This is a genomic window from Streptomyces sp. NPDC045899 (genome assembly GCF_056431485.1).
The window spans coordinates 213349-237821 of the sequence record NZ_JBWKKP010000001.1; the positions used below are offsets into that span (position 1 = coordinate 213349).

Sequence of the window (24473 nt, forward strand, 5' to 3'; positions counted from 1 at the left end):
TGGCAGACTGTTGCCCTATGGGTGAAGCGACTGTGAGGACTCCGGAGGGCCGGACGGCCACCCCGTCACCCATCGCGGCGACCGGGGCACGCCCGGCGGGGCACACCACGCTGATGGGCCGGATGCGCACCCCCCGCAGACCCCGTCTCTGGTTCGAGATCACCCTTATCGCCGTCAGCTACTGGACGTACTCCCTCGTCCGCAACGCGGTCCCCGAGCAGAGGTCCGAGGCCCTGCGGAACGCGGGCTGGATCTGGCAGTGGGAGCACCGGCTCGGCATGGCCTTCGAACACGGCGTCAACCACGCGATCGACTCGGTCGGCTGGCTGATCGTGGGCATGAACTACTACTACGCCACGCTGCACTTCATCGTGACGCTCGGGGTGCTGGTGTGGCTCTATCACTGGCACCCGGGCCGCTATGCCGCCATCCGGCTGGTGCTGTTCGCCACCACGGGGGTGGCGCTGCTCGGCTACTACTTCTTCCCACTGGCCCCGCCCCGGCTGATGCACGGCGGCCACTTCATCGACACCGTGGTCGCGCACAACACCTGGGGCTCGATGGCCTCGGGGAACCTGGCCGCGATGTCCAACCAGTACGCGGCGATGCCTTCGATGCACATCGGCTGGTCGCTGTGGTGCGGTATCGCCGTCGCCACCCTGGCCCGGCCGGTGTGGGTGAAGGCGCTGGGACTGCTCTATCCGACGGTCACCCTGCTGGTGATCGTGGCGACGGCCAACCACTTCTGGATGGACGCGGTCGGCGGTGTCCTGTGTCTGTCCGTCGGCTTCTCGCTGTCCTACCTCTGGTACGGCACCACGCCCGCCCGGCTGCCCAAGCAGGTGAGCGGCCGCCGGATGGCGGCCGCGGAGCGCGAGGGCGAGCTGCGGACGGCCTGAGGGGCGGGGTGAGGACCGGCGTCCGCCGGGTGTGATCGCCGCTGCCTGCACAGCTTGATCGTCTCCTTCCGGCCCGCCATTCTGGTGCCGTTCTCGCGGGCCCACGAAGACCGACAGGACAGGGCCTGCTTCAGGGGCTCGACGCGGAGTCCGCGGCCGGGGTGTGCCCCACCGCGGACCGGGCACGACGAGCGTGACGAAAGGGACCACCGGCACCGTGCACACCGCCGACGCCGCCACTTCAGCCACCACCGCCGGGACCGCTCCCACGCTCCCCCGCCCGCGGACCGCGCCACCGCGCTTCCCGCTGGTGGCCACCGATCTGGACGGAACGCTGCTGCGCGGCGATCTGACGGTCTCCGTCCGCACCCGTGAGGCGCTCGCCGCGGCCCGGCGCTCCGGGGCACGGCATCTGGTGGTCACCGGGCGTCCGGCCGCGTCCTGCCGGGAGTTCCTGGTCGCGATCGGCTACCGGGGGCTCGCGGTGTGCGGACAGGGCGCGCAGCTGTACGACGCCTGCGCGGACCGGCTGCTGGTCTCCGCGGCACTGGACCGGGCCCTGGCCCGTTCGGTGGTGGAGCGTACGGAGGAGGAACTGGGCGCGGGACCGCTGGAACTCGCGGTGGTCACCGCCGCACCCGAGAACCGCTTCGTGGTCACCCCGTGCTTCGCCGACCGGATACGGCCCGGGTGGGGGGTGGCCGCGGACCGGGCGGAGCTGTGGTCCGAGCCGATCGAGAAGGTGCTGATGCGCCACCGGGAGCTGCCGGACGGGCTGGTCGCGGCGGCCGCCGAGCGGATCGGCGGGGGCGAGGTGGCCGTCACCCACTCCGAGAAGGGGATGATCGAGGTGCTGCCCGCGGGCGTGACCAAGGCGGTGGGGCTGCAACGGGCGGCGGACCGGATGGGCTTCTCCCCCGCGGAGACCATCGCCTTCGGCGATATGCCCAATGACATTCCGATGCTGAACTGGGCCGGATACGGGGTCGCGATGGGCAACGCCCATCCGGACCTGGTCGCGGTGGCCGACGAACAGGCACCCGGCCATGACGAGGACGGGGTCGCGGTGGTACTGGAACGGCTGTTCCCGCGCTCCTGAACCGGTGTGTTCCCCGTCCTCGAAGAGCGCTGGAGCGGCTCTCGCGGCCCACTCGGAGCAGTCTCGGAGCACGCTCGGAACACCGGGAACCCACCGAGAAGCCCTTGACCAGCGGTCTAGATCTAAACAGAATATCCAAGTGCGAACCGAACCCCCCCTCCCCGGTCCCCACTACGTCGATGAGCGCTCCGGAGCCACGTACCCGATCGACGAACCGCGCTGGCGCGGTGACGACGGCGCTCCGCTCACCGTCTCCGCGCTCCCCGGCATCAGCCGTGAGGAGGTGGACACCGGGGACCGTTCCCTGTGGCGCTACCGGGCGGCCCTCCCGGTGCGCCTCGACGCCCCGGTGTCCATGGGAGAAGGGTGCACCCCGCTGGTGGAGAAGGACTGGGGCGGGAATCGGGTCCACTTCAAGCTGGAGTGGTTCAGCCCCACCGGCAGCTTCAAGGACCGCGGCACCAGCGTGATGATCTCGGCCCTGCGCCGGCACGGCATCCGCGAGGTGATCGAGGACAGCTCCGGCAACGGCGGTTCCTCGGTCTCCGCGTACTGCGCCGCGGCCGGGATCCGGGCCAGGATCCTGGTCCCCGAGGGCACCTCCCCGGCGAAGGTCCTCCAGAGCCGGGCGTACGGGGCCGAGGTCCAGGTGGTGCCGGGTGACCGGGACGCCACCGCGGCCGAGGCGCTGCGCCAGTCGGAGCACACCTACTACGCCAGCCACAACTGGCACCCCTTCTTCCTCCAGGGGGTCAAGACCCTCGCCTACGAACTGTGGGAGGACCTGGGCTTCACCGCCCCCGACGCCGTGGTGACGGTGGCCGGGGCGGGCAGCACCGTCCTCGGCTGCGACCTCGGCTTCACCGAACTGCTGGCGGCGGGCCGGATCAGCCGCCGCCCGAGACTGCTGGTCGCCCAGCCCGCCCACTGCGCCCCGCTCCAGGCCAGCTTCGCGGCGGGCACCGAGGACCCCGTCCCGTTCGAGCACGCGCCGACCATCGCCGAGGGCACGGCCATCCGGCGGCCCGTCCGCCACCCCGAGGTGCTGCGCGCGATCCGCCGCTCGGGGGGCGATATGGCCGCCGTGCCCGAGGACGCCATCGTCGCGGCCGTGCGGCGGCTGGCCGCGATGGGCCTGTACGCCGAACCCACCAGCGCGACCGCCGCCGCGGCCATCGACCTCTTCCGGGCGCGCGGCGCCATCCGCCCCGGTGAGACCACGGCCGTGGTGCTCACCGGATCCGGGCTGAAGGCCGCCGGCACGATGGCGGCGCTCTTCGCCCCGGAGGGCGGTGACCCGCGATGACCGCACAGCGACCGCCGGAGGATCCGCGGCCGGAGGGGACCGCCGAGGACGAACTGCTGCTGCGCGAGGCCGAGAAGATCGTGACCGCGATCGGCCGGATGTTCCCCGGACTGTGCGAGGTGGTCCTGCACGACCTGCGCCACCCGGACCGGGCCATCCGCGCCATCGAGAGCAATCTCTCCGGCCGTGAGGTCGGCGATCCGGCCACCGAACTGGGCCTCGCCCGGATCGAGGACCCCGATTTCCCCGGCATCGTCCAGAACTACGCCAACAGCTTCCCCGACGGCCGCCCGGCCAAGAGCACCTCCATCGGCATCAAGAACAGCGCGGGCACCTATGTGGCCGCGATCTGTCTCAACCTCGATGTCTCGCTGTTCGCCAGTGTCGCCCGCAGCCTCACCAACCTGGTGCGCACCGAGGAGCAGGAGCAGCCGCTCACCGAGACCCTCCGCGCGCGCACCGCCGCCGAGCTGCGCACCGTCGTCGAGGAGTTCGCCGCCGCCCGCGGCCAGACCCCGCGCAGTCTGGGCACCCCGGCCAAGAAGGAGCTGGTCCGCTCGCTGCGGACGCGCGGCTTCCTCCAGATGAAGCACTCCGTCCAGGTGGTCACCGAACTGCTCGGGGTCTCCAGGGCCACCGTCTACAACTATCTGCGCGGCTGATGGAGCGCCCGGGCGCGGGCGGTGTCCACCGCTCCCGCCTCCGGAATGTCGAGGAAGTGCGCCAGCTGCCAGGTCTGGGTGGCACGGGCCTGGCGGCTGGTGGTCTCGGCCCAGGGCGGATAGACGCGGAACGCCCGCTTCCCTCCGGCGCCGCCCGTGGAGACGATGCCCCGCGCGCGCAGCACCTCGCCCGGGAAGACGAACTGCCCGAAGCGGTCACCCTCGTGTGAGCTGATGACGAAGAGGTCCACCCCGTCCGCGGTGTCGAAGGGCCGGATCGGCCCCTCCTCGGACCGCTGCCACACCGTGACGAACTGACCGGTCTTGGTCGGGGTGGTCTTCGCCACCCGGAAGCGGACCGCCAGGCCGTCCAGCTCGAAGCCATACGCCGCGTACTCGGCGCTCTCCGGCTCCGGCACCGGCTCCGAGCAGGCGAACCCGCAGACGTCGTAGACCCGCTCGCGCGCCGCGAGGAGATCGTCGTGCACCGGTCCGCGCCATGTCGACCCTGTTCCCATGTGCCGCAGGCTGCCACAGACCACTGACAACGGCGCCGCCGGGCTCTCAAGCCCGATGGCCGTCTCAGCCCGGTGGCCGTCTCAGCCCTCGTAGTCGTAGAAGAGGCGCTCCACGACGGCGCGCGCCCGGCGGGTGGTGCGGCGGTAGTCGTCCAGCATCTCCCCGACGTGCCCCGGTCCATAGCCCAGGTACCGCGCCACGGCGGCCAGTTCACGGGCCTCGCTGGGGAAGGTGTCGCCGGAGCGGCCGCGGACCACCATCACACCGTTGCGGACCCGGGTCGCCAGCACCCACGCCTCGTCGAGGGTCTGGGCGTCCTCGGTGCCGATCAGCCCGGCGGCGTGGGCGGCGGCCAGGGCCGGGCGGGTACGGGTGGTGCGCAGCCCCGGCTCGGCCCAGCCGTGGCGCATCTGGAGCAGCTGGACGGTCCACTCGACGTCGCTCAGTCCGCCACGGCCCAGTTTGGCGTGGGTGGTGGGATCGGCGCCGCGGGGCAGCCGCTCGGACTCCATCCGCGCCTTCAGCCGCCGGATCTCCCGTACCGCGTCCTCGCCCAGGCCCTCGGCCGGGTACCGCAGCGGATCGATCAGCTCGATGAAGCGCCCGCCCAGCTCGGGGTCGCCCGCCACCGGTTCGGCGCGCAGCAGCGCCTGGCTCTCCCAGACCAGCGACCAGCGGCGGTAGTACGCGGCGTACGAGGCCAGGGTGCGCACCAGCGGGCCGGACTTGCCCTCCGGGCGCAGATCGGCGTCGATCAGCAGCGGCGGATCGACGGTCGGCAGCTGGAGCAGCCGCCGCATCTCATTGGCCACGGCGAACGCGGCGCGGGAGGCTTCCTGCTCATCGGCGCCCTCGCGCGGCTCGTGCACGAACAGCACATCCGCGTCCGAGCCGTAGCTCAGCTCATGACCGCCGAAGCGGCCCATGCCGATGACGGCGAAGCGGGTGGGCAGTTCATCGCCCCAGGTGTCGCGGACGGCGGCGCGCAGGGCGCCCGCGATGGCGGCCGCGTTGAGGTCGGAGAGGGCGTCGCCGACCATGTCGACCAGTGCCCCCGCGTCGGCGGGCGGCTCCTCCGCCGACGCGGCCCCGGCTCCGGCCCCCGCGGGCAGATGCGGTTCGGCGGCCCGCAGGGCGTTCGGGACCTCGGGCGCACCGCGCGGGGCGGTGGGCGCCGGAGCCGTGCGCGCCGCGGTACCGCCGGAGCCCTCGTCGCCCGGTGGCGGCCAGCTCACCGTCGGACGCACCTCGCCGTTGGCCAGCCGCGCGCTGTCGATGATGTCCGCCGCGGCCGTCCGGAACATCTCCCGCCGCCGCACCCCGCGCGCCGCGGCGACCGCCTGCTCCGCGCCGTCGGCGCGGCCCACCGCGGCCAGCACCTCCTGCTCCAGATGGCGCCGCCCGCGCGGCCGCAGCCCTCCCGGATCGCCCAGCAGGGCCACCGCCTCGGGTGCGCGCAACAGCAGGTCGGGAGCGAGCCGTCCGGTGGAGAGCACCCGGGCCAGGTTCTCCGCGGCCGCGCCCTCGTCCCGCAGCAGCCGCAGGTACCAGGGCGTCTTGCCCAGCGCGTCGGAGACCTTGCGGAAGCCCAGCAGCCCCGCGTCCGGATCCGCGGAGTCGGCGAACCAGCCCAGCAGCACCGGCAGCAGGGTGCGCTGGATCGCCGCCTTCCGGGTCACCCCGGAGGCCAGTGCCTCCAGGTGCCGCAGCGCCGAGACCGGATCGGCGTAGCCCAGCGCCTCCAGCCGCTGCCCGGCCGCCTCGGAGCTGAGCCGGGTCTCCCCGGGCTCCAGCTGGGCGACGGCGTCCAGCAGCGGACGGTAGAAGAGCTTCTCGTGCAGCCGCCGCACCTCGCGCGCGTACCGGCGCCATGCGGTGCCCAGTTCGGTGACCGGCTCGGTGCGGAACCCCAGCGAACGGCCCAGGCGCCGCAGATCCGCCTCCTCCTCGGGCACCAGATGGGTACGGCGCAGCCGGTACAGCTGGATGCGGTGCTCCATCGACCGCAGGAAACGGTAGGCGGCGTCCAGCGCGGCCGCGTCGGAGCGGCCCACGTAGCCCCCCGCGGCCAGCGCCGCGAGCGCGTCCAGCGTGGTGCCGCTGCGCAGCGACTCGTCCGACCGGCCGTGCACCAGCTGGAGCAGCTGGACGGCGAATTCCACGTCCCGCAGCCCGCCCGGCCCCAGCTTGAGCTCGCGGTCGATCTCGGCGGCCGGGATGTTCTCCACCACGCGGCGGCGCATCTGCTGGACGTCGGGGACGAAGTTCTCGCGTTCGACGGCCTGCCAGACCATCGGTGCCAGTGCTTCCACGTACGCCTGCCCGAGCACCGCGTCGCCCGCCATCGGCCGGGCCTTCAGCAGCGCCTGGAACTCCCAGGTCTTGGCCCACCGCTGGTAGTACGCGATATGGCTGGACAGCGTGCGCACCAGCGGACCGTTGCGCCCCTCGGGCCGCAGATTGGCGTCCACCGGCCAGATGGTGCCCTCGACGGTGACGTCCGAGCAGATCCGCATCAGCCGGGACGCCAGCCGGGTGGCGGCCTGCACGGCCTTCCCCTCCTCGGCCCCGTCCACGGCCTCCGCCACGAAGATCACGTCAACGTCGGAGACGTAGTTCAGCTCGCGGCCACCGCACTTGCCCATGCCGATCACGGCGAGCCGGCAGGCGGCGGCGTCCTCGGGCTGCTCCTCGGCCGCGATCTCCAGCGCGGCCCGCAGGGTGGCGGTGGCCAGGTCCGCGAGCTCGGCGGCGGCCTGTGTGACATCGGTGGTCCCGCACACATCGCGTGCCGCGATGGCCAGCAGCGCCCGGCGGTAGGCGATCCGCAGCGCGTCCGGCCGTGGCAGCTGCGCACCCGGCCCGCTCCACACCCCCTCGGCCAGGGCCTGCTCGAACTCGGGCGTGGTCGGATGCAGATCGGCGGGCTCATAGGTGACCAGCGCGTGCCAGTCCTGGGGATGCCGGGCCAGGTGGTCACCCAGCGCCTCGGAGGCGCCCAGCACCCCCAGCAGCCGGTCGCGCAGCGGTTTGGCGGTGACCAGGGTGTCCAGCAGCGCCTGCCGCGATCCGGCCCGCTGCCCCCCGTTCCGCCCCTCCCCCGCGTCCTCCGGCAACGCCTCCACCACCCGCACCAGCCCGCGCAGCGCCAGATCCGGATCGGCGGTCGCCCCCAGCGCCTCCAGCAGCACCGGGTCACTGCGCACCGCCGACAGCTCGGGCACGTCCAGCAGCCGCTGGGCGGAGGAGGCGTCGGTGAACCCGTGCCGGAGCAGCCGGGTGACATTGCTGCTCCTGCGTCCCTGCGGTACGGACATCCCGCACGCCTCCCGCCGTCGTGATCAACGCTCGCTGCTGAGCCTAAGCGACCGCGACGGCGAAGCGGCAGGTACCGGCCGTGCCGGAAACCGGTTGCCGCGGTGTCCGGCGGCCGGGCACAGTGATCACACCGCCGACCGGGAGAGGAGCCCACGATGATCCGGCAGCCGAGCAGTCGCCCGTATCCGCGCTCATCGTCCTCAGCGGGCTCCCCCGGGTACGCCGTCTGACCGTCCGAGACGGTCGCGCCGCCCACGGGATCCCCGCCCGGGCGGCCCTTCGCCGCCGCCGAGGAGAGTTGGCCGAGTGGTAAGGCAGCGGCTTGCTGAGCCGTCGTCGGGGTCATACCCGCGCGCGTTCGATCCGCGCACTCTCCGCGCCGCCACCCAGGCGCGTCGCAACACCATCGCCAGGCGTGGGTTCGCCCCCGCCTCCTCCGCCCCGGGCGAGCTGGGCACCGGCGAGCCCAAGGGCCTGTAAAGCCCCCGCTCCGGCTGTGACGGTTCGACTCCGTCCTCGCCCACGCCTCGCCACCGGCCGTCGCCACGCGACGGCCGGTGGCCCATTCCGTCCCGGTACCAGCCGCGGCCGAACGGCCTGAAGCGTCTCGGCAAGGGCGATCGGCCCGCCCCGAGAGCCGCCCTCGTCCCGCCGTGCCTCACGCCGTGACGAAGCGTTCGCACGCCTCGCCGCTCAGGCGGCCCGGGGGGAGCTTGCGGCCGTAGGCGAGCAGGAGGAGGTCCTGGGCCGAGCCGGTGAGGGGGGTGCCGGTGCCGTAGGTCCAGTCGAGGTCGTCGGCGCGCAGCCGGACGCCGGTCAGGTCCACGCCGAAGAACTTCACCGTCTTGGGGTCGACCGTCCCCAGCAGGACGCGGACACGGTCTTCGGGCACCCGGCGGTCCAGGCCCAGGGCGACCGTGATGTCCAGGCCGTGGATGACGTCATGACCGAGTGCCGAGGTGAAACCGCCGACCGGGGGCGTCCAGGGGTGGTGGGCGTTCTCCCGGAGCCAGGTGGCGAGTTCGGCGGTGGTGGCGGCCGCCGCGTCCTTGCGGGCGGTCCGGTCGGTCATCCGGTGGAGACCGCCCCCGGCCTTGACCAGTTCCCACACCACCTTGGGCAGCGAGTAGCGGAACCCCAGCGACATATGGGCCGCGACCTCCCGCACCCGCCAGCCCGCGCACAGGCTCGGCGCGTCCCACTGCCCGGCGGACAGCCCGTCCAACAGATCGGCCATGTCCCCGCGTTCGGCCGCGATGGCGGCCCGGATCCCCGTGTCGTCCATGGGACCAGGATCCCGGCCCCGGCGGTCATCCGTCCAAGAGCGGGTGGTTCTCGCGGCCAGAAGCGCCGGTTGTCGCCCGGCGGGGGCGACGGCGGTGCGCGGGGCCGGGCCCCGGGGCGTACGGCCCCGGGTGCCGGGCCCCGGGCGTCACAACACCGGCAGGTTCTTGCGCAGCTCGAAGGGGGTGACCTCGGAGCGGTACTCCTCCCACTCCTGCTTCTTGTTGCGCAGGAAGAAGTCGAAGACGTGCTCGCCCAGGGTCTCGGCGACCAGTTCGCTGCGCTCCATCAGGTCGATGGCCTCGCCGAGGTTCTGCGGGAGGGGCTCGATGCCGAGGGAGCGGCGTTCGGCGTCGGAGAGGGCCCAGACGTCGTCATCGGCTCCGGCCGGGAGTTCATAGCCGCCCTCGATGCCCTTCAGGCCCGCGGCGAGCAGCACGGCGTAGGCGAGGTAGGGGTTGGCGCCGGAGTCGATGGAGCGGACCTCGACCCGGGTGGAGCCGGTCTTGCCGGGCTTGTAGAGGGGCACCCGGACCAGCGCGGAGCGGTTGTTGTGGCCCCAGCAGATGTAGGAGGGGGCCTCGCCGCCGGCGCCCGCGGTGCGCTGGGAGCCGCCCCAGATGCGCTTGTAGGAGTTGACCCACTGGTTGGTCACCGCGGAGATCTCCCCCGCGTGGCGCAGCAGACCGGCGATGAAGGAACGGCCGACCTTGGAGAGCTGGAACTCCGCGCCCGACTCGTAGAAGGCGTTCCGGTCGCCCTCAAAGAGCGAGAGGTGGGTGTGCATCCCGGAGCCGGGGAATTCCGAGAACGGCTTCGGCATGAAGGTGGCCTGGACGCCCTGCTCCAGCGCCACCTGCTTCATCACCAGACGGAACGTCATGATGTTGTCGGCGGTGGAGAGTGCGTCGGCGTAGCGCAGGTCGATCTCCTGCTGGCCGGGGGCGCCCTCGTGGTGGGAGAACTCGACCGAGATGCCCATGGACTCCAGCATGGTGATGGCCTGTCGGCGGAAGTCCATGCCGATGTTCTGCGGGGTGTGGTCGAAGTAGCCGGAGGAGTCGGCGGGCGTCGGGCGGCTGCCGTCCACGGGCTTCTGCTTGAGCAGGAAGAACTCGATCTCGGGGTGGGTGTAGAAGGTGAAGCCGAGGTCGGAGGTCTTGGCGAGGATGCGCTTGAGGACATAGCGCGGGTCGGCGTAGGAGGGGGAGCCGTCCGGCATCAGGATGTCGCAGAACATCCGGGCGGTCCCGGGGGCCTCGGCGCGCCAGGGCAGGATCTGGAAGGTGCCCGGATCCGGCTTGGCGATCATGTCGGACTCGTAGACGCGGGCGAATCCCTCGATCGCCGAGCCATCGAAACCGATGCCCTCGTCGAAGGCGCCCTCGAGTTCGGCGGGTGCGACGGCGACCGACTTCAGGAAGCCGAGCACGTCGGTGAACCACAGCCGCACGAACCGGATGTCGCGCTCTTCGAGCGTCCGGAGCACGAACTCCTGCTGCTTATCCATGGTCCCCAATCCTTGCAGGTCAAGCGGCTCTTTCGGCGGGCGCAGGGCACCTGTCGCGGCCCCAGTATCACGCGGCGGGATTTCCGGGAGGTTTCCTCCGCTCCCTCCGCCCCGCACCACGTGTCTGCATCGTACTTTCCAGCGTGCCGCGTCGGACCCGACCGTTCCGCGCCCCGGCGGCGCCTTCGGGGATGCGATACCCCTTGGGGGTAAGGTGTCGATTATCACGATCATCGCATATCCGGACATCAGGCGATCAGGGCCGACCCGACGGAGGCACCGGTGCGGGGACAGCGGAGGGTGAGCGCCGGCCGTGGCCGGGTGCGGCACCGTGCCGTGTCCCGCCGTCCGCCCCGTCCGCCCCGTCCGCGCGCCGGTCGTGGCCACGGCCACCGTCACGGCCGGGCGGCACGCCGTACCGCGTCACGCCGCCGCCCCGCCACCGTCTCCGGTCCGGCGGCTCCCGGTCCGGCGGCTCCCGGCTCGCCACCCCTCGGGCCGCCGTCCCCCGGCCCCCCGCTGCCGCCGCGGCGCATAGAGCGGCGCGTCCGTCCCGTCCCCCCTCCGGGGTCCGGCGGACGCGCGGACCCCGCCTGCGCACATCACGACATCAGCATTGGGGTGCTCTCTCATGCACGCACACTCTCGCCGCGCCGTGCTCGGCGCGGGAATCGCCGCCGCGGGCAGCGGTCTGCTCGGCGCCTGTAGCCCCTCCGTCCCGCCCAACACCCTGGGCGGGGACGGTACGGACAACAACGGCATGGACACCGCCGGAAAGGGGGGCGACGCCGTCGTCGCGCCCCGCCCGCAGTACGTCGCCCCCGACGGGCCCGAGGTCCTGGCCGCCGAGCGGCAGCGGGGCCAGGGGCCGGTCCGGCGGTTCCAGCTGCTGGCCACGCCCACCACGCTCGACCTGGGCGCCCGTACGGTGAAGTCCTGGGCGTACGGCGACATGCTGCCGGGCCAGGAGATCCGGGTCACCGCGGGCGACACGCTCGCGCTCACCCTCACCAACAACCTGCCGCAGCCCACCTCGCTGCACTGGCACGGCATCCGGCTGCGCAACGACATGGACGGCGCCCCGGGCCTCACCCACCGGCCGGTGGGAGCCGGCGCGGCGTTCGACTACCGCTTCACGGCGGCGCACCCGGGCACGTACTGGGTCCATCCGCATTCCGGGGTGCAGCTGGACCGCGGCCTGTACGCACCGCTCATCGTCGAGGACCCGAAGGAGCCCCTGTCGTACGACAAGGAGTGGGTCATCGTGCTCGACGACTGGCTGGACGGGGTCGGGGGCAGTACGCCGGACGGGGTGCTCGATGAGCTCAACGGCGGCCGGGGCCCGGTGATGGACCACGGCGGGACGCCGAGCGTCCCCGCGCCCGCGGGCCCGGCCACGGCCCCGGCGACGCCCGCGAACGCGGCGCGGGGCGTGGCCGCCGTGAAGGACAAGATGAAGGGGAGGAAGCGGGCCAAGGGGAAGAAGGGCGGGGCGAAGGCGGCCCTCCACCCGCCGTCCCGGAGGCTGACGGGCGGCAGCAGCGCCCTGCTGGGCGGGGTGCCGGGCGATGTCGCCTACCCCTACTACCTGGCGAACGGCCGCACCCCGCACTCCCCGCAGGTCTTCCGCGCCAAGGCCGGTGACCGGGTCCGCATCCGCATCATCAACGCGGGTGGGGACACGGCCTTCCGCGTCGCCCTCGGCGGCCACGAGATGACCGTCACCCACACCGACGGCTATCCGGTGGTGCCCGCGAAGACCGATGCGCTGCTGGTGGGCATGGGCGAGCGCTATGACGTACTGGTCAAGGTCAAGAACGGGGTGTTCCCGTTCGCCGCGCTGGCCGAGGGCAAGGGGCGGTCCACGATGGCCGTGCTGCGCACCGGCGGCAAAGGGCCGCGGAAGTTCCCGCGCCCCAAGGAGCTCGACGGCAGGCTGCTGACCGCCGCCCGGCTGAAGGCGGCGGAGCAGGTGCGGCTGACCCCGCGCGAACCGGACCGGACGATCCGGATGCGGTTCACCGGGTCGATGCGCGGCTACCACTGGTCGATCAACGGCCGGCCCTACGACCCGGCGCAGCGCTATCCCGTCCGGGAGGGCGAACGCGTCCGGATGACCTTCATCAACAGCACCGAGATGTGGCACCCGTTCCATCTGCACGGCCACACCTTCGCGCTGCCCGACGGCGGGGCGCGCAAGGACACCGCGATCCTGCTGCCGGGCACGAGGGTGAGCGTGGACTTCGACGCGGACAACCCGGGGCTGTGGATGATCCACTGCCATAACGTCTACCACTCGGAGTCGGGGATGATGACCGTCCTCGGCTACCAGCGCTAGGCCGTGCGGCCCATGCGCCCCGGCCGGACCCGTGCGCCCCGGCCTTCCGGGGCGCACGGGTCCGGGCGGCGGGGAACGTGAGAAGGGAGACAGTCCGGGCCATCGCGTCAGTCAGACGATTACACTGAGCGCGTGCCTCAACTTCGCCTCGCTCTGAACCAGATCGACTCGACCGTCGGAGACCTCTCCGGCAACACCGAGTCGATCGTCCACTGGACCCGGCACTCCGCCGAGCAGGGCGCCCATCTGGTGGCGTTCCCCGAGATGGTGCTGACCGGCTATCCGGTCGAGGACCTCGCGCTGCGTTCCTCCTTCGTCGAGGCCTCGCGCGCCGCGCTGCACGCGCTCGCCGCCCGGCTGGCGGACGAGGGCTTCGGCGAGCTGCCCGTGGTCGTCGGCTATCTGGACCGCAGTGAGCGGGCCGAGCGGTTCGGCCAGCCCGCCGGTGCCCCGCAGAACGCGGCGGCCGTGCTGCACCGCGGCCGGGTCGTCCTCACCTTCGCCAAGCACCACCTGCCGAACTACGGCGTCTTCGACGAGTTCCGCTACTTCGTCCCCGGTGACACGCTGCCCGTCATCCGGGTCCACGGCGTCGATGTCGCGCTCGCCATCTGCGAGGACCTGTGGCAGGAGGGCGGCCGGGTGCCCGCGGCCCGCACCGCCGGGGCCGGGCTGCTGCTGTCGGTCAACGCCTCGCCCTATGAGCGCGAGAAGGACGACACCCGCCTCGACCTGGTGCGCAAGCGGGCCCAGGAGGCGGGCTGCACCACCGCCTATCTGGCGATGATCGGCGGCCAGGACGAGCTGGTCTTCGACGGTGACTCGATCATCGTCGGCCGTGACGGCGAGGTGGTGGCCCGCGCTCCGCAGTTCGCCGAGGGCTGTGTGCTGGTCGACCTCGAGCTGCCCGCCGCCGATCCGGACTCGGTTCCGGAGGGGATCGTGGACGACGGGCTGCGCATCGACCACCTCATCCTGTCCGCCGATCCGCTCCCGGCATACGAGCCGGAGCCGGAGCTGGCGGGTGGTGAGGCCGAGCGGCTCGGCGACGACGAGGAGATCTACACGGCGCTGGTGGTGGGACTGCGCGCCTATGTCGCGAAGAACGGATTCCGCAGTGTGCTGATCGGGCTCTCCGGCGGGATCGACTCGGCGCTGGTCGCGGCCATCGCCTGTGACGCGGTGGGCGCGCAGAACGTGTACGGCGTGGCGATGCCGTCCCGCTACTCCTCCGAGCACTCGGTCACCGACGCCACAGAGCTGGCACGGCGCACCGGACTGAACTTCCGCACCGTGCCGATCGGTCCGATGTTCGACGCCTATATGGCGTCGCTCCAGCTCACCGGGCTGGCCGAGGAGAACCTCCAGTCGCGGCTGCGCGGCACGACGTTGATGGCCATCTCCAACCAGGAGGGCCACATCGTGCTCGCGCCGGGCAACAAGTCCGAGCTGGCCTGCGGCTATTCCACGCTCTACGGCGACTCGGTCGGGGCGTACGGCCCGATCAAGGACGTCTACAAGACGTCCATCTTCCGGCTGGCGAAATGGCGGAACCGCGCGGCGGAGGAGCGGGGCCAGACCCCGCCCATCCCCGAGAACTCGATCACCAAGCCGCCCAGCGCCGAGCTGCGGCCCGGCCAGGTCGACACGGATTCACTGCCGGACTACGACGTCCTGGACCGGATCCTGGAGCTGTACGTCGACCGGGACCGGGGCCGGGAGGAGATCGTCGCGGCGGGCTTCGACGACGAGCTGGTCACGCGGGTGCTGCGGCTGGTGGACACCGCGGAGTACAAGCGGCGCCAGTACCCACCGGGTACGAAGATCTCCGCGAAGGGGTTCGGCAAGGACCGCCGGCTGCCGATCACCAACCGCTGGCGCGAGCACGCCTGACGGCGGCGGTCAGGACACGGCCTGGACCGGGACGTTCTCGTCGAGGAACGCCCCGATCAGCTCCAGCCAGGTGTCCGGCGCCTCCGCGAACGGCAGATGCCCCGACGGGATCTCGGCGTACCGCGCGCCCGGGATCCCGTCCGCGAGCTGCCGGTGGTGGTACGGGGTGACCATGGCGTCCACCGCCGTGGAGATCACCAGTGTGGGCACCGTGATCCGTTCCAGGTCCGCCCTGATGTCCACCCGGCCGACCAGCTCGACCTGGTCGACCGCCCCCGGCGGTACGGAGGTACGCGTTCCGTCGATCACCGCGGCCAGCTCGGTCCCGGTCATCCGGTCCAGGAACGGGGCGCCCGCGGCCTGGAGCACCATCCAGCGGGCCGCCGCCTCCGGGTCGTCCGACCGGAGGTGCCGCAGCCAGTCGTCGACCAGCACCCCCATCCGGGCGCTGGGCCGGGCGAACGCGGCGGTCAGCACCAGCGCGGTCACCCGCTCCGGATGACGGACGGCGGCGCGGACCGCCACCGCGCCGCCGAGGGAGTACCCGGAGACGGCGAAGGTCTCCAGCCCCTCCTCGACCGCGACCGCGACCAACCGGTCGGCGAGCGCGTCGAGTTCCAGCGGCCCGTCCGCGACCGGGCTGCGCCCGGAGCCCGGATAGTCCGCTCCGACCATCCGGTACCGCCCGGCCAGCCCATTCAGCAGCGGCCCGTAATTGCCCTCGACGGACCCGGTGGCCCCGTGTGCGAGCAGCAGCCCGGCTCCACTCGTGCCCCGCACGACGCGGTCGGGGGCAGCGGCTGACGTACTGGTCATGGACGTGTTCCTCTCCTCGGGGCCGCGTGACGCGGCGGCCTGTGGCGGAGACGCTAGGACCTGCCATCGATGTCAAGGTCAAGTGCGTTCGCCCGTAAGGGCGGTCCCCACCCGCCCGGCGGGGGGCGGCCGCGCCCCCCGCCGGACCGTGAAGCCCACCCGTCCTCGCGCTGCGCACACCCGAAAACGGCCGGGGCGCGCCCTGGGGCCCTGCGGTCGGCTCAGACCCGGCTCCGCGGCGCCGGGGCGGTGCCGGACGGGACGACGGGCCCCGCGTCGCGCGCGGAGACACACGGCCGGCACACGCCCCGGGACGGCAGGGCCACGTCCAGGGCATCGCTCCGCAGGTGGCCCGATCCGGGCCCTGGAGCCCCGTGCCCGACCATGCGCGGGTGACACGGAGTGTCGCCGCTGAGCGCCGTACGGCGTACTCCACGCGCGCTCGAGGTCCAGGCTCCCGAGCTCGCGCGCGGCCCTGGCCCCGGCCCCGCGGACGCCGGGACGGGACTGACGGAGCGACGGGCCCGGCCGTGCCGCGTACGTACGCGGCACGGCCGGGCCGCCCCGTCGGGCACTCCGCCCGCGGGTGGCCCGATCCGGGCCCTGGAGCCCCGCGACCCACCTGCGCGGGTGACAACACGCCCCCGCCCCTGAGCGCCGTGGTGCGCGATGCGCGCAAAGGCGCGGCGGGGCAGGCTCCGGCCGGGGGTCAGCCGACTTCCGACATCTTCGGCAGCGGTTCACTCGTCGCCACCACCCGCGAGGGCTCCTCCGGGGCGGCGCGGTCGAGGAAGCCCGCGGTGACGGCTATGGCCAGGCCGATCACCGCGAGGGCCGCGCCGACCAGCGTGGGGGAGGTCCAGCCCCAGCCCGCCGCGATGGCCACGCCGCCCAGCCACGCGCCGCCCGCGTTGGCGAGGTTGAAGGCGGAGTGGTTGGAGGCGGAGGCCAGGGTGGGGGCCGAGCGGGCCTTGTTCATGACCAGCATCTGGAGCGGGGTGGTGGTCATGAAGCCGACCGCTCCCAGCACCACCACCGTGGCCAGCGCCGCCCACTTGATGTGCACCGTGACGTCGAACACGACCAGCACCACGGCCAGCGCCGCCAGCGAGCCGTACAGCGTGGGCCGCAGGGCGCGGTCGGTGAGCGGGCCCGCGGCCAGCGCGCCCAGGGTCATACCGATACCGAAGAGGGCGAGGACGACCGTGACGGAGGACTCGGCGAAGCCGGTGACCTCGGTCATCATCGAGGCGAGATAGCTGTAGACGGCGAACACCCCGGCGAAGCCGAAGACGGCGGTGAGCAGGCCGAGCAGCACCTGCCGGTCGCGGAGCGCGCCCAGCTCGCGGCGGAGGCCGCCGTGCTGGTCCAGCGGGACCTGCGGGACGAGGCGGGCGATGGCGGCCATGGCCACCACCCCGATCCCGGCGACCACCAGGAAGGTCGCCCGCCAGCCCAGATGCTGGCCGAGCAGAGTGGCCACGGGGACGCCGACGATGTTGGCGATGGTCAGACCCAGGAACATGGTGGCGACCGCGCGGGCCCGCCGCTCCTCGGCGACCAGCCGGGCGGCGACCACCGCGCCGACGCCGAAGAAGGCGCCGTGCGGCAGTCCCGCGAGCACCCGCGCCGCCACCAGCGACCCGAAGGAGGGCGCCAGCGCGGAGGCGAGGTTGCCTACGGTGAAGAGCGCCATGAGCAGCACCAGCATCCGCTTGCGCGGTACGCGGGAGCCGAGGGCGGTGAGCAGCGGAGCGCCGACCACGACGCCGATGGCGTAGGCGGAGACGAGGTATCCGGCGGTGGGCACGGAGGTGCCCAGATCGTCCGCGACATTGGGCAGCAGGCCCATCATCACGAACTCGGTGGTGCCGATGCCGAAGGCGCTCACAGCGAGAGCGAGCAGTGCCAGGGGCATGAGAGACCTTTCACAACGACGGAAGACGGCGGAGAGACGCCCTGCGGGGGCTGTGTGCCACCCTGCGGGGGGCTATATGTTCTCCCGCTAAACAAAGTCTCTCACGCCGTTTGTTCCCCCGGTGCGACAGCGAGGTGAACAGCCGGGAACCGCCGCGGGGCCGCGGCGGCCCGGTCTCAGAAGTCGACCGACGCCGACACCGGCAGGTGGTCGCTGCCGGTCTCCTTCAGCGTCCACGCCCCCACCGGGTCCAGCCCGCGCACCATGATCTGGTCGATCCGCGCCATCGGGAACGAGGCGGGCCAGCTGAATCCGAAGCCGTCACCGGCGGCGCCCTGCGCGGAGCGCATCTGGGAGGTGACGGGGGCCAGCGCCCGGTCGTTCATCGTGCCGTTCAGATCGCCGAGCAGCACCACCCGCTTCAGCCGCTCGCCCGAGATGGCCCGGCCCAGCGCCGCGGCACTGGCGTCGCGCTGTCCGGCGGTGAAGCCCGCGTTGAACCGCACCCGCACCGACGGCAGATGGGCCACGTAGACGCCGACCTCGCCGTGCGGCGCGGCGACGGTGGTGCGCAGCGCACGGGTCCAGCCGAGCTTGATGTCCACCGGTTCGGTGGCGGAGAGCCGGTACTTGCTCCAGACACCGACCGTGCCGCGCACCGCGTGGTACGGGTAGGTGTCCTTCAGCGCCCGCTCGTAGACCGGCACCGCGTCCCCGGTGAGCTCCTCCAGGGCAACCACGTCGGCACCCGAGGTGCGCAGCACATCGGCGGTGCCGCGCGGATCGCGGTTCTCCGCGTTGACATTGTGGGTGACGACGGACAGGTCGCCGCCGTGGCCCGCCTTGTCGAAGAACATCAGCCCGCCGAAGAGGTTCAGCCAGACGGTGACCGGCAGCACCAGCGCGATGACGGCGCTGGCAGACCGCCGGACCAGGCCCAGCACCAGCAGGACCGGGATGAGCAGTCCGAGCCAGGGCAGGAAGGTCTCCAGCAGACTGCCGAGGTTGCCGACATCGTTGGGGATCTCCGCGTGGAGGATCATCACCAGCGCGAGCAGGACCGCGATACCCGCGAGCACCAGTCCGCGCCGCCAGATCCCGCGGTCGCCGCGGAGCCGGCCCAGCAGAAGGGCGACCCTGGAGCCGGAGCGCTGGGGGGCGCCCCCGGTCCGGTCCGTCTCCTGCGTGTTCGCCTGCGCCATTCGCTGTCCCTCACTGCCTCAACTGCCGCGCCTAGGTGAAGACCATAGGCGATGACCAGGGCTTTTCCTGACGCCATCGTCAGGGGTTCCCCTTGTCGAGGACGAGCGGGGATCGAGCGGGGGTTCCGAGTCCGGGCGGACAGGCGCCTGTTGTGACACAACAGGCACACATCCCGCCGCAGCGGACCGGGGCACGTCACCCGCGCGGGGAGCCCGCCCGCGCGCCTTCCCTATCCGCGCGGGGACACTCCCTCCAGCACCGTGTCCACGATGCTCTCGGCCAGCCCCTCCGGCAGTTCCCGCCATTCGTGCAGGATGGCGCGGGTCAGCATCGGCCCGGTGAACAGCTCACCGAGCAGTTCCAGGTCCACATCGCCGCGGATCTCCCCGCGCTCGACGCCCCGCCGCAGCACCTCGTGCAGCGAGGCACGCCGGGCCGCTATGACGTTCTCCTCGTAGGCCCGCCACAGTTCGCGGTTGGCGTGCATCTGGGTGACCACGCTGCGCAGCAGGGCCGAGTTGCGCTTGGCCAGTCCGCGCCGCCGCATGAACTCCAGGATGGTGACGATGTCGTCGCGGGCCGAGATCCCGGCCGGTTCCGGACCGGCCTCCTCCAGGGAGCGCAGCACATCGAGCAGCAGGGCGTCTTTACCGGGCCAGCGGCGGTAGACGGTGGCCTTGCCGACGCCCGCCTCGCGCGCGATCCGCTCGATCGACAGCCCGTCGACCGTGGCGCCCTCCTCCAGCAGCCGCAGCGCGGCCTCGATGATCGCGGCGTCGGCGGCGGGGCTGCGCGGCCGCCCGCGGACCTTGGCGACGGCGGAGTCGGTCGGAGCCCCGTCGCCGAGATCCGTCACATCGGACGCCACATCGGTCATCGCTTTGCCTCCGCCTCCGTCCGTTCCCGCGGCCGGCCGCCCTCGGGCGCCTGGTCACCGCTGTCCTTGCCGGGCAGAAAGGCTAGTACGACCAGCGCACCGAACAGGGCCACACCGGCCGAGCCCAGTGCCGTGATGTGCATGGCGTGGACGAAGGAGTCCTGGGCCGGGCCGATCAGCGCCTCGCCCTTGGGGCCGAGCCGCTCGGCGAGGCCGAGGGTGGCCTCGACGGACTCGCCCGCGGTGTGCCGTACGGAGTCGGGCAGCCCGGGGACGGTGTCCAGGGTGTCCTGGATGCCCTCGCGGTAGGCGGTGGAGAGCACCGAGCCGAGGACGGCGACGCCGAGCGCACCGCCCACCTGCCGGAAGGTGTTGTTCAGCGCCGAGCCGGAACCGGCCTTCTCCCGGGGCAGCGCCTGCATGATCGAGGTGGTGACCGGTGGCATGATGTGCGCCATCCCGGCGCCCTGGGCGAAGAACAGCACCTCCAGGATCCACATCGGGCTGTCCACGTCCAGCAGCAGGAACCCGCTCATCGCGGCGGCCACCAGCAGCATGCCGCCGGTGCACACGGCGCGGGCGCCGAACCGCTCGACGACCAGCCGGGCGCGCGGCGCGAAGATCAGCTGAGCGATGGCCAGCGGCAGGATCAGCAGCCCGGACTCCAGGGCGCTGTAGCCGCGCACGCTCTGGATGTAGAAGACCATGAAGAAGGTCACGCCCATGAGGGCGAAGAAGACCAGGGCGATGGCGGCGATGGCGGCCGAGAAGGCGGGCTTGCGGAAGTAGCCGACGTCGATCGAGGGGTGGTCGCTGCGCTTCTCGTGCAGGACGAACACGGTGAGCACGGCGAGCCCGCCGCCGATCGTGGCCAGCACCTGGGGGTCGGCGAAGTCGGCGATCTGGCCGCCCTTGATGATGCCGTAGACCAGCAGCACCAGACCGATCACGGAGAGCACCACGCCCAGCGGGTCCAGCCGTCCGGGCCGGGGGTCCTTGGAGTCGGGTACCAGCAGCACCATCGCGATGAGCCCGACGATGACGACCGGGACGTTGACGAAGAAGACCGAGCCCCACCAGAAGTGCTCGAGCAGCAGTCCGCCGGTGATCGGGCCGATGGCGATGGCGAGGCCGACCGCGGCGACCCAGATGCCGATGGCCTTGGCCTGCTCCTCGCGCTCGAAGACGTTGACCAGGATGGCGAGGGTCGCGGGCATCACGAAGGCGGCGCCCAGGCCCATCAGCGCGCGGAAGCCGATCAGCTCGCCGGGCGAGCCGGAGAACGCGGCCAGCACCGAGCCGATGCCGAATACGGCCATCCCGCCGAGCAGCACCTTCTTGCGGCCCAGCCGGTCACCGAGAAGTCCGGCGGTGAACAGCAGCCCGGCGAAGACCAGGGTGTAGGAGTTGATCGCCCACTCCAGCTCGGACTGGGTGGCGCCGAGACCGGTGGGTTCGGGCGAGGCGATGGTCTTCATCGCCACGTTGAGTATGGAGTTGTCGAGGACGACGACCAGGACGCTGAACATCAGGACGACGAGGATCGCCCACCGTCTGCGGTGGATCGCCTCGGAGACGCCGGACCCGCCGGAGGCGTCCTGGGTATCGGAAGGGGTTGCCATACCGGCCAGGCTAGGACAGTTACGATACGGATCCGTCTCGTATTGAAAACTCTTTGCGATGCTTTGGCCAATGGAGGAGCTTCAGGGCGGGGAGCCAGGGGCCGGGGCGGGGGTGGCCAAGGCCACCGGCCGGACCTCCCGGACCCACTTTCCCCCCGCCCGGAGCCGTGCCAGCATGGGGGTGGTCCGGGGACGCCGTCAGGGCGCCTCGAGATGACGAACAGGAGCCGTCGCAATGACGCACGTCAGCCCTGCGCAGAATCAGTCCGGCAGCAGCGGAAACGGTCCGGCAGCGGCCGCCAAGGCACTGTACGGAGGGACCGGATCCCGCCGCATCACCGTCCGTGACATCTCGGCCGCCAAGGAGCGCGGCGAGAAGTGGCCCATGCTCACCGCCTACGACGCGATGACCGCCTCCGTCTTCGACCAGGCGGGCATCCCGGTGATGCTGGTCGGCGACTCGATGGGCAACTGCCACCTCGGCTACGAGTCCACCGTGCCCGTCACGATGGACGAGATGACCCTGCTGTCCGCCGCCGTCGTACGCGGCACCAAGCGCGCCCTCATCGTCGGCGACCTGCCCTTCGGGTCCTACCAGGAGGGCCCGGTCCAGGCCCTGCGCAACGCCACCCGGCTGATCAAGGACGCCGGGGTCGGCGCGGTGAAGCTGGAGGGCGGTGAGCGCTCCGCCCACCAGATCGAGCTGCTGGTCCAGGCCGGGATCCCGGTGATGGCCCATGTCGGCCTCACCCCGCAGTCCGTCAACGCCTACGGCGGCTACCCCGTCCAGGGACGCGGCGAGGAGGCCGCCCAGCAGCTGCTGCGGGACGCCAAGGCGGTGCAGGACGCGGGCGCCTTCGCGGTCGTCCTGGAGCTGGTCCCGGCCGAGCTGGCCGCCGAGGTGACCCGCTCGCTGCACATCCCCACCGTCGGTATCGGCGCCGGCCCCGACTGCGACGCCCAGGTCCTGGTGTGGACCGATATGGCGGGGATGACCGACGGCCGGGTGCCGCGCTTCGTCAAGCAGTACGCCCAGCTGCGCCAGAGCCTCGGCGACGCCGCACGGGCCTTCGCGGAGGACGTGGTCGGCGGGGCGTACCCGACCGCGGAGCACTCCTTCCGCTGACCCGTCCGGGGGCCGTGAGCGGCCCCGGTGAGCCACCGCGGTACACCGACAGCCCGCCGATCTTCCCCCGTCGGCGGGCTGTCCGGCGTCTGTGCACAGCCTGTCTGCCGTCTGTCGGTGGTCTGTCGGTGGCCGCTGTCATGGTGAGGGCATGAAGCGACAGGAACACACGATCAGGGGCGGCATCGCCGTCGAAGTTCGGGGGCTGGTCAAGCACTTCGGTGACACCAAAGCGGTCGACGGCGTCGACCTGGAGGTCCCGGAGGGCACTGTCCTCGGTGTGCTCGGTCCGAACGGGGCCGGGAAGACCACCCTCGTCCGCTGTCTGTCCACCCTGCTGGTGCCCGATGCCGGGACCGCCGTGGTGGCCGGGTACGACGTGGTGAAGCAGCCCCGCCAGCTGCGCCGCACCATCGGGCTCACCGGGCAGTACGCCTCGGTGGACGAGAAGCTGTCGGGCTGGGAGAACCTCTACATGATCGGGCGGCTGCTCGATCTGCCCCGCAAGGACGCCCGCCGCCGCGCGGACGCGATGCTGGAGCGGTTCTCGCTGACCGACGCCGCCAAGCGGGCCGCGCGCACCTATTCCGGCGGTATGCGCCGCAGGCTCGACCTGGCCGCGTCCATGATCGGGCGGCCCTCGGTGCTCTATCTGGACGAGCCGACCACCGGTCTGGACCCCCGCACCCGCAACGAGGTGTGGGACGAGGTCAGGCGGATGGTCACCGACGGCACCACCGTGCTGCTCACCACCCAGTACATGGAGGAGGCCGAGCAGCTCGCCCACGATCTGACGGTCATCGACCGCGGCAAGGTCATCGCCGAGGGCCGGGTCAACGAGCTCAAGGCGAAGGTCGGCGGGCGCACCCTCCAGATCCGCCCCTCCGACCCCCTGGAGCTGTCCCGCATGGTCGGCGCCATCGCCCAGGCCGGTCTCGACGGGGTCGGCAGCGCCACCGCGGACACCGAGGAGGGCCTGGTCAACGTGCCCATCATCAGCGATGAGCAGCTGACCGCGGTGATCGGACTGCTCGGTGAGCGTGGTTTCACCATCGCCGGGATCGACACCCATCTGCCCAGCCTCGACGAGGTGTTCCTCGCCATCACCGGCCAGAAGACCTCCACCCCCGAGGACGAGACCACCACGCACGACGTCGTAGAGGAGGTCGCCGCATGAGCGCGGCAACGATGACCGCGCCCGCCAAGGCGCTTCCCGGCGAGGGCCGGATCGGACTGCGGGCCAATCTGCGCCACATCGGTGCGCTGGTCCGCCGGAACGCCCTGCAGATCAAGCAGGACCCGGAGTCGATGTTCGACGCCGTGCTGATGCCCATCATCTTCTCGCTGCTGTTCGTCTACGTCTTCGGCGGCGCGGTGGCGCAGGGCGACCGGGGAGCGTACGTCAACTACTTCATCCCCGGGATGATGGCGATGGGCGGTCTGAACATCGCGATGTCGGTCGGCACCGGTGTCAACGACGACTTCCAGAAGGGGGTCATGGACCGATTCCGGACGATGCCGATCGCCCGTTCCTCGGTGCTGATCGCCAAGCTGGTCGTGGAGACCGGCCGGATGCTGGTGTCCACCCTCATCCTGCTGGCCATGGGCTTCCTCATGGGCTTCGACCTCGAGACCGGTCCGGTGCAGCTGCTGGGCGCGATCGCCCTCTCGCTTCTCTTCGGCTCCTCGCTGACCTGGATCTTCATGCTGCTCGGACTGTCCATGAAGACCCCCCAGGCGGTCCAGGGCATCGGCATGCTGGTGATCATGCCGCTTCAGTTCGGCTCGTCCATCTTCGCGCCGACCAACACCATGCCCGGCTGGCTGCAGTCCTTCACCAAGTACAACCCGCTGTCCCAGCTCGCGGATGCCGCGCGGGCGCTGACCCGGGGCGAGGGCGCGATCGCCCATCCGGTGACCGTCTGTCTGGTGTGGGCGGTGGCCATCACGGTGATCACGGCTCCGCTCGCGGTCGCCAAGTTCCGCAACAAGACCACCTGAGGGGGTGGGGGTACCTCCTCCGGTCCCGACCGCCGATCATGTGTGCTGCACAGGGGGCAGCACACCTGTCGGCGGCCGGGGC

General features: G+C 72.0%; 18 protein-coding genes and 2 tRNA genes. 11 read left to right on the plus strand and 9 right to left on the minus strand.

The genetic code is table 11. From position 1 onward, the window contains the following. The first annotated feature begins 17 nt into the window (after positions 1-17). The 4 genes from AC07FT_RS00965 (at position 18) to AC07FT_RS00980 (ending at position 3966) form a co-directional block, all read left to right on the plus strand. Positions 18-899, plus strand: a complete 882-nt coding sequence (locus AC07FT_RS00965) for a phosphatase PAP2 family protein (RefSeq protein WP_471195456.1) — start codon at positions 18-20, stop codon at positions 897-899. A 193-nt stretch (positions 900-1092) separates the two neighbouring features. Then, positions 1093-1998, plus strand: coding sequence for an HAD family hydrolase (locus tag AC07FT_RS00970; protein ID WP_479172925.1), 906 nt, complete (start codon positions 1093-1095; stop codon positions 1996-1998). A 139-nt stretch (positions 1999-2137) separates the two neighbouring features. Then, the gene (locus AC07FT_RS00975; RefSeq protein ID WP_479172927.1) at positions 2138-3304 is read left to right on the plus strand and encodes a threonine synthase; all 1167 of its coding nucleotides are present in this window, start codon (positions 2138-2140) and stop codon (positions 3302-3304) included. Continuing rightward, complete coding sequence (locus tag AC07FT_RS00980) at positions 3301-3966, plus strand: helix-turn-helix transcriptional regulator (protein WP_471195447.1); 666 nt, start codon at positions 3301-3303, stop codon at positions 3964-3966. The genes AC07FT_RS00975 and AC07FT_RS00980 overlap by 4 nt, the downstream gene beginning before the upstream one ends. Here the strand turns inward: AC07FT_RS00980 and AC07FT_RS00985 are convergent. Then, a complete protein-coding gene (locus tag AC07FT_RS00985; RefSeq protein WP_479172929.1) occupies positions 3951-4484 on the minus strand; it encodes a MepB family protein in 534 nt (177 codons plus the stop codon). The genes AC07FT_RS00980 and AC07FT_RS00985 overlap by 16 nt on opposite strands. An 81-nt stretch (positions 4485-4565) precedes the next feature. Further along, positions 4566-7802: a bifunctional [glutamine synthetase] adenylyltransferase/[glutamine synthetase]-adenylyl-L-tyrosine phosphorylase gene (locus AC07FT_RS00990; protein WP_479172931.1), complete on the minus strand. Its 3237-nt coding sequence runs from the start codon at positions 7800-7802 to the stop codon at positions 4566-4568. A 293-nt stretch (positions 7803-8095) separates the two neighbouring features. On the opposite strand from AC07FT_RS00990, the gene AC07FT_RS00995 reads away from it, so the two are divergent. Then, a tRNA-Ser gene (locus AC07FT_RS00995) sits at positions 8096-8180 on the plus strand. 66 nt (positions 8181-8246) lie between these two features. Further along, a tRNA-Tyr gene (locus tag AC07FT_RS01000) sits at positions 8247-8326 on the plus strand. Between the two features lie 135 nt (positions 8327-8461). Here AC07FT_RS01000 and AC07FT_RS01005 read toward each other — a convergent pair. Together AC07FT_RS01005 and glnA are read right to left on the minus strand one after the other, a co-directional pair. After that, on the minus strand, positions 8462-9088 hold the full coding sequence (locus AC07FT_RS01005; protein ID WP_479172933.1) for a maleylpyruvate isomerase family mycothiol-dependent enzyme: 627 nt from the start codon (positions 9086-9088) through the stop codon (positions 8462-8464). A gap of 147 nt (positions 9089-9235) precedes the next feature. Beyond that, complete coding sequence (gene glnA, locus AC07FT_RS01010; RefSeq protein ID WP_471195435.1) at positions 9236-10597, minus strand: type I glutamate--ammonia ligase; 1362 nt, start codon at positions 10595-10597, stop codon at positions 9236-9238. 631 nt (positions 10598-11228) lie between these two features. On the opposite strand from glnA, the gene AC07FT_RS01015 reads away from it, so the two are divergent. Together AC07FT_RS01015 and AC07FT_RS01020 are read left to right on the plus strand one after the other, a co-directional pair. Further along, complete coding sequence (locus AC07FT_RS01015) at positions 11229-12935, plus strand: multicopper oxidase family protein (protein WP_479172935.1); 1707 nt, start codon at positions 11229-11231, stop codon at positions 12933-12935. A 132-nt stretch (positions 12936-13067) separates the two neighbouring features. Continuing rightward, positions 13068-14828 (plus strand): NAD+ synthase, encoded by a 1761-nt coding sequence (locus AC07FT_RS01020; protein WP_479172937.1) that lies wholly within the window; start codon positions 13068-13070, stop codon positions 14826-14828. Between the two features lie 9 nt (positions 14829-14837). On the opposite strand, the gene AC07FT_RS01025 is transcribed toward AC07FT_RS01020, so the two are convergent. The 5 genes from AC07FT_RS01025 to AC07FT_RS01045 form a co-directional block, all read right to left on the minus strand. Then, a complete protein-coding gene (locus tag AC07FT_RS01025) occupies positions 14838-15644 on the minus strand; it encodes an alpha/beta fold hydrolase (RefSeq protein ID WP_479172939.1) in 807 nt (268 codons plus the stop codon). 709 nt (positions 15645-16353) lie between these two features. Beyond that, the gene (locus AC07FT_RS01030) at positions 16354-17562 is read right to left on the minus strand and encodes an MFS transporter (protein WP_471195426.1); all 1209 of its coding nucleotides are present in this window, start codon (positions 17560-17562) and stop codon (positions 16354-16356) included. Positions 17563-17738: 176 nt separating this feature from the next. Further along, a complete protein-coding gene (locus AC07FT_RS01035; protein WP_479172941.1) occupies positions 17739-18764 on the minus strand; it encodes an endonuclease/exonuclease/phosphatase family protein in 1026 nt (341 codons plus the stop codon). Positions 18765-18994: 230 nt separating this feature from the next. Continuing rightward, complete coding sequence (locus AC07FT_RS01040; protein ID WP_479172943.1) at positions 18995-19642, minus strand: TetR/AcrR family transcriptional regulator; 648 nt, start codon at positions 19640-19642, stop codon at positions 18995-18997. Further along, positions 19639-21264: an MFS transporter gene (locus tag AC07FT_RS01045; RefSeq protein ID WP_471195417.1), complete on the minus strand. Its 1626-nt coding sequence runs from the start codon at positions 21262-21264 to the stop codon at positions 19639-19641. The genes AC07FT_RS01040 and AC07FT_RS01045 overlap by 4 nt, the downstream gene beginning before the upstream one ends. Positions 21265-21499: 235 nt before the next feature. Here AC07FT_RS01045 and panB point away from each other — a divergent pair, with 235 nt between their 5' ends. The 3 genes from panB (at position 21500) to AC07FT_RS01060 (ending at position 24391) form a co-directional block, all read left to right on the plus strand. Then, positions 21500-22390, plus strand: a complete 891-nt coding sequence (gene panB / locus AC07FT_RS01050) for a 3-methyl-2-oxobutanoate hydroxymethyltransferase (RefSeq protein ID WP_471195415.1) — start codon at positions 21500-21502, stop codon at positions 22388-22390. Positions 22391-22541: 151 nt separating this feature from the next. Then, positions 22542-23567 (plus strand): ATP-binding cassette domain-containing protein, encoded by a 1026-nt coding sequence (locus AC07FT_RS01055; RefSeq protein WP_479172946.1) that lies wholly within the window; start codon positions 22542-22544, stop codon positions 23565-23567. Further along, positions 23564-24391 (plus strand): ABC transporter permease, encoded by an 828-nt coding sequence (locus tag AC07FT_RS01060; RefSeq protein WP_479172948.1) that lies wholly within the window; start codon positions 23564-23566, stop codon positions 24389-24391. The genes AC07FT_RS01055 and AC07FT_RS01060 overlap by 4 nt, the downstream gene beginning before the upstream one ends. The last annotated feature ends 82 nt before the right edge of the window (positions 24392-24473 follow it).

Coding starts and splice junctions, on each gene's coding strand:
- AC07FT_RS00965 (WP_471195456.1), top strand. CDS start 18: ATGGGTGAAGCGACTGTGAGGACTCCGGAGGGCCGGACGGCCACCCCG.
- AC07FT_RS00980 (WP_471195447.1), top strand. CDS start 3,301: ATGACCGCACAGCGACCGCCGGAGGATCCGCGGCCGGAGGGGACCGCC.
- AC07FT_RS00985 (WP_479172929.1), bottom strand. CDS start 4,484: ATGGGAACAGGGTCGACATGGCGCGGACCGGTGCACGACGATCTCCTC.
- AC07FT_RS00990 (WP_479172931.1), bottom strand. CDS start 7,802: ATGTCCGTACCGCAGGGACGCAGGAGCAGCAATGTCACCCGGCTGCTC.
- AC07FT_RS01005 (WP_479172933.1), bottom strand. CDS start 9,088: ATGGACGACACGGGGATCCGGGCCGCCATCGCGGCCGAACGCGGGGAC.
- glnA (WP_471195435.1), bottom strand. CDS start 10,597: ATGGATAAGCAGCAGGAGTTCGTGCTCCGGACGCTCGAAGAGCGCGAC.
- AC07FT_RS01015 (WP_479172935.1), top strand. CDS start 11,229: ATGCACGCACACTCTCGCCGCGCCGTGCTCGGCGCGGGAATCGCCGCC.
- AC07FT_RS01025 (WP_479172939.1), bottom strand. CDS start 15,644: ATGACCAGTACGTCAGCCGCTGCCCCCGACCGCGTCGTGCGGGGCACG.
- AC07FT_RS01030 (WP_471195426.1), bottom strand. CDS start 17,562: ATGCCCCTGGCACTGCTCGCTCTCGCTGTGAGCGCCTTCGGCATCGGC.
- AC07FT_RS01035 (WP_479172941.1), bottom strand. CDS start 18,764: ATGGCGCAGGCGAACACGCAGGAGACGGACCGGACCGGGGGCGCCCCC.
- AC07FT_RS01040 (WP_479172943.1), bottom strand. CDS start 19,642: ATGACCGATGTGGCGTCCGATGTGACGGATCTCGGCGACGGGGCTCCG.
- AC07FT_RS01045 (WP_471195417.1), bottom strand. CDS start 21,264: ATGGCAACCCCTTCCGATACCCAGGACGCCTCCGGCGGGTCCGGCGTC.
- panB (WP_471195415.1), top strand. CDS start 21,500: ATGACGCACGTCAGCCCTGCGCAGAATCAGTCCGGCAGCAGCGGAAAC.
- AC07FT_RS01055 (WP_479172946.1), top strand. CDS start 22,542: ATGAAGCGACAGGAACACACGATCAGGGGCGGCATCGCCGTCGAAGTT.
- AC07FT_RS01060 (WP_479172948.1), top strand. CDS start 23,564: ATGAGCGCGGCAACGATGACCGCGCCCGCCAAGGCGCTTCCCGGCGAG.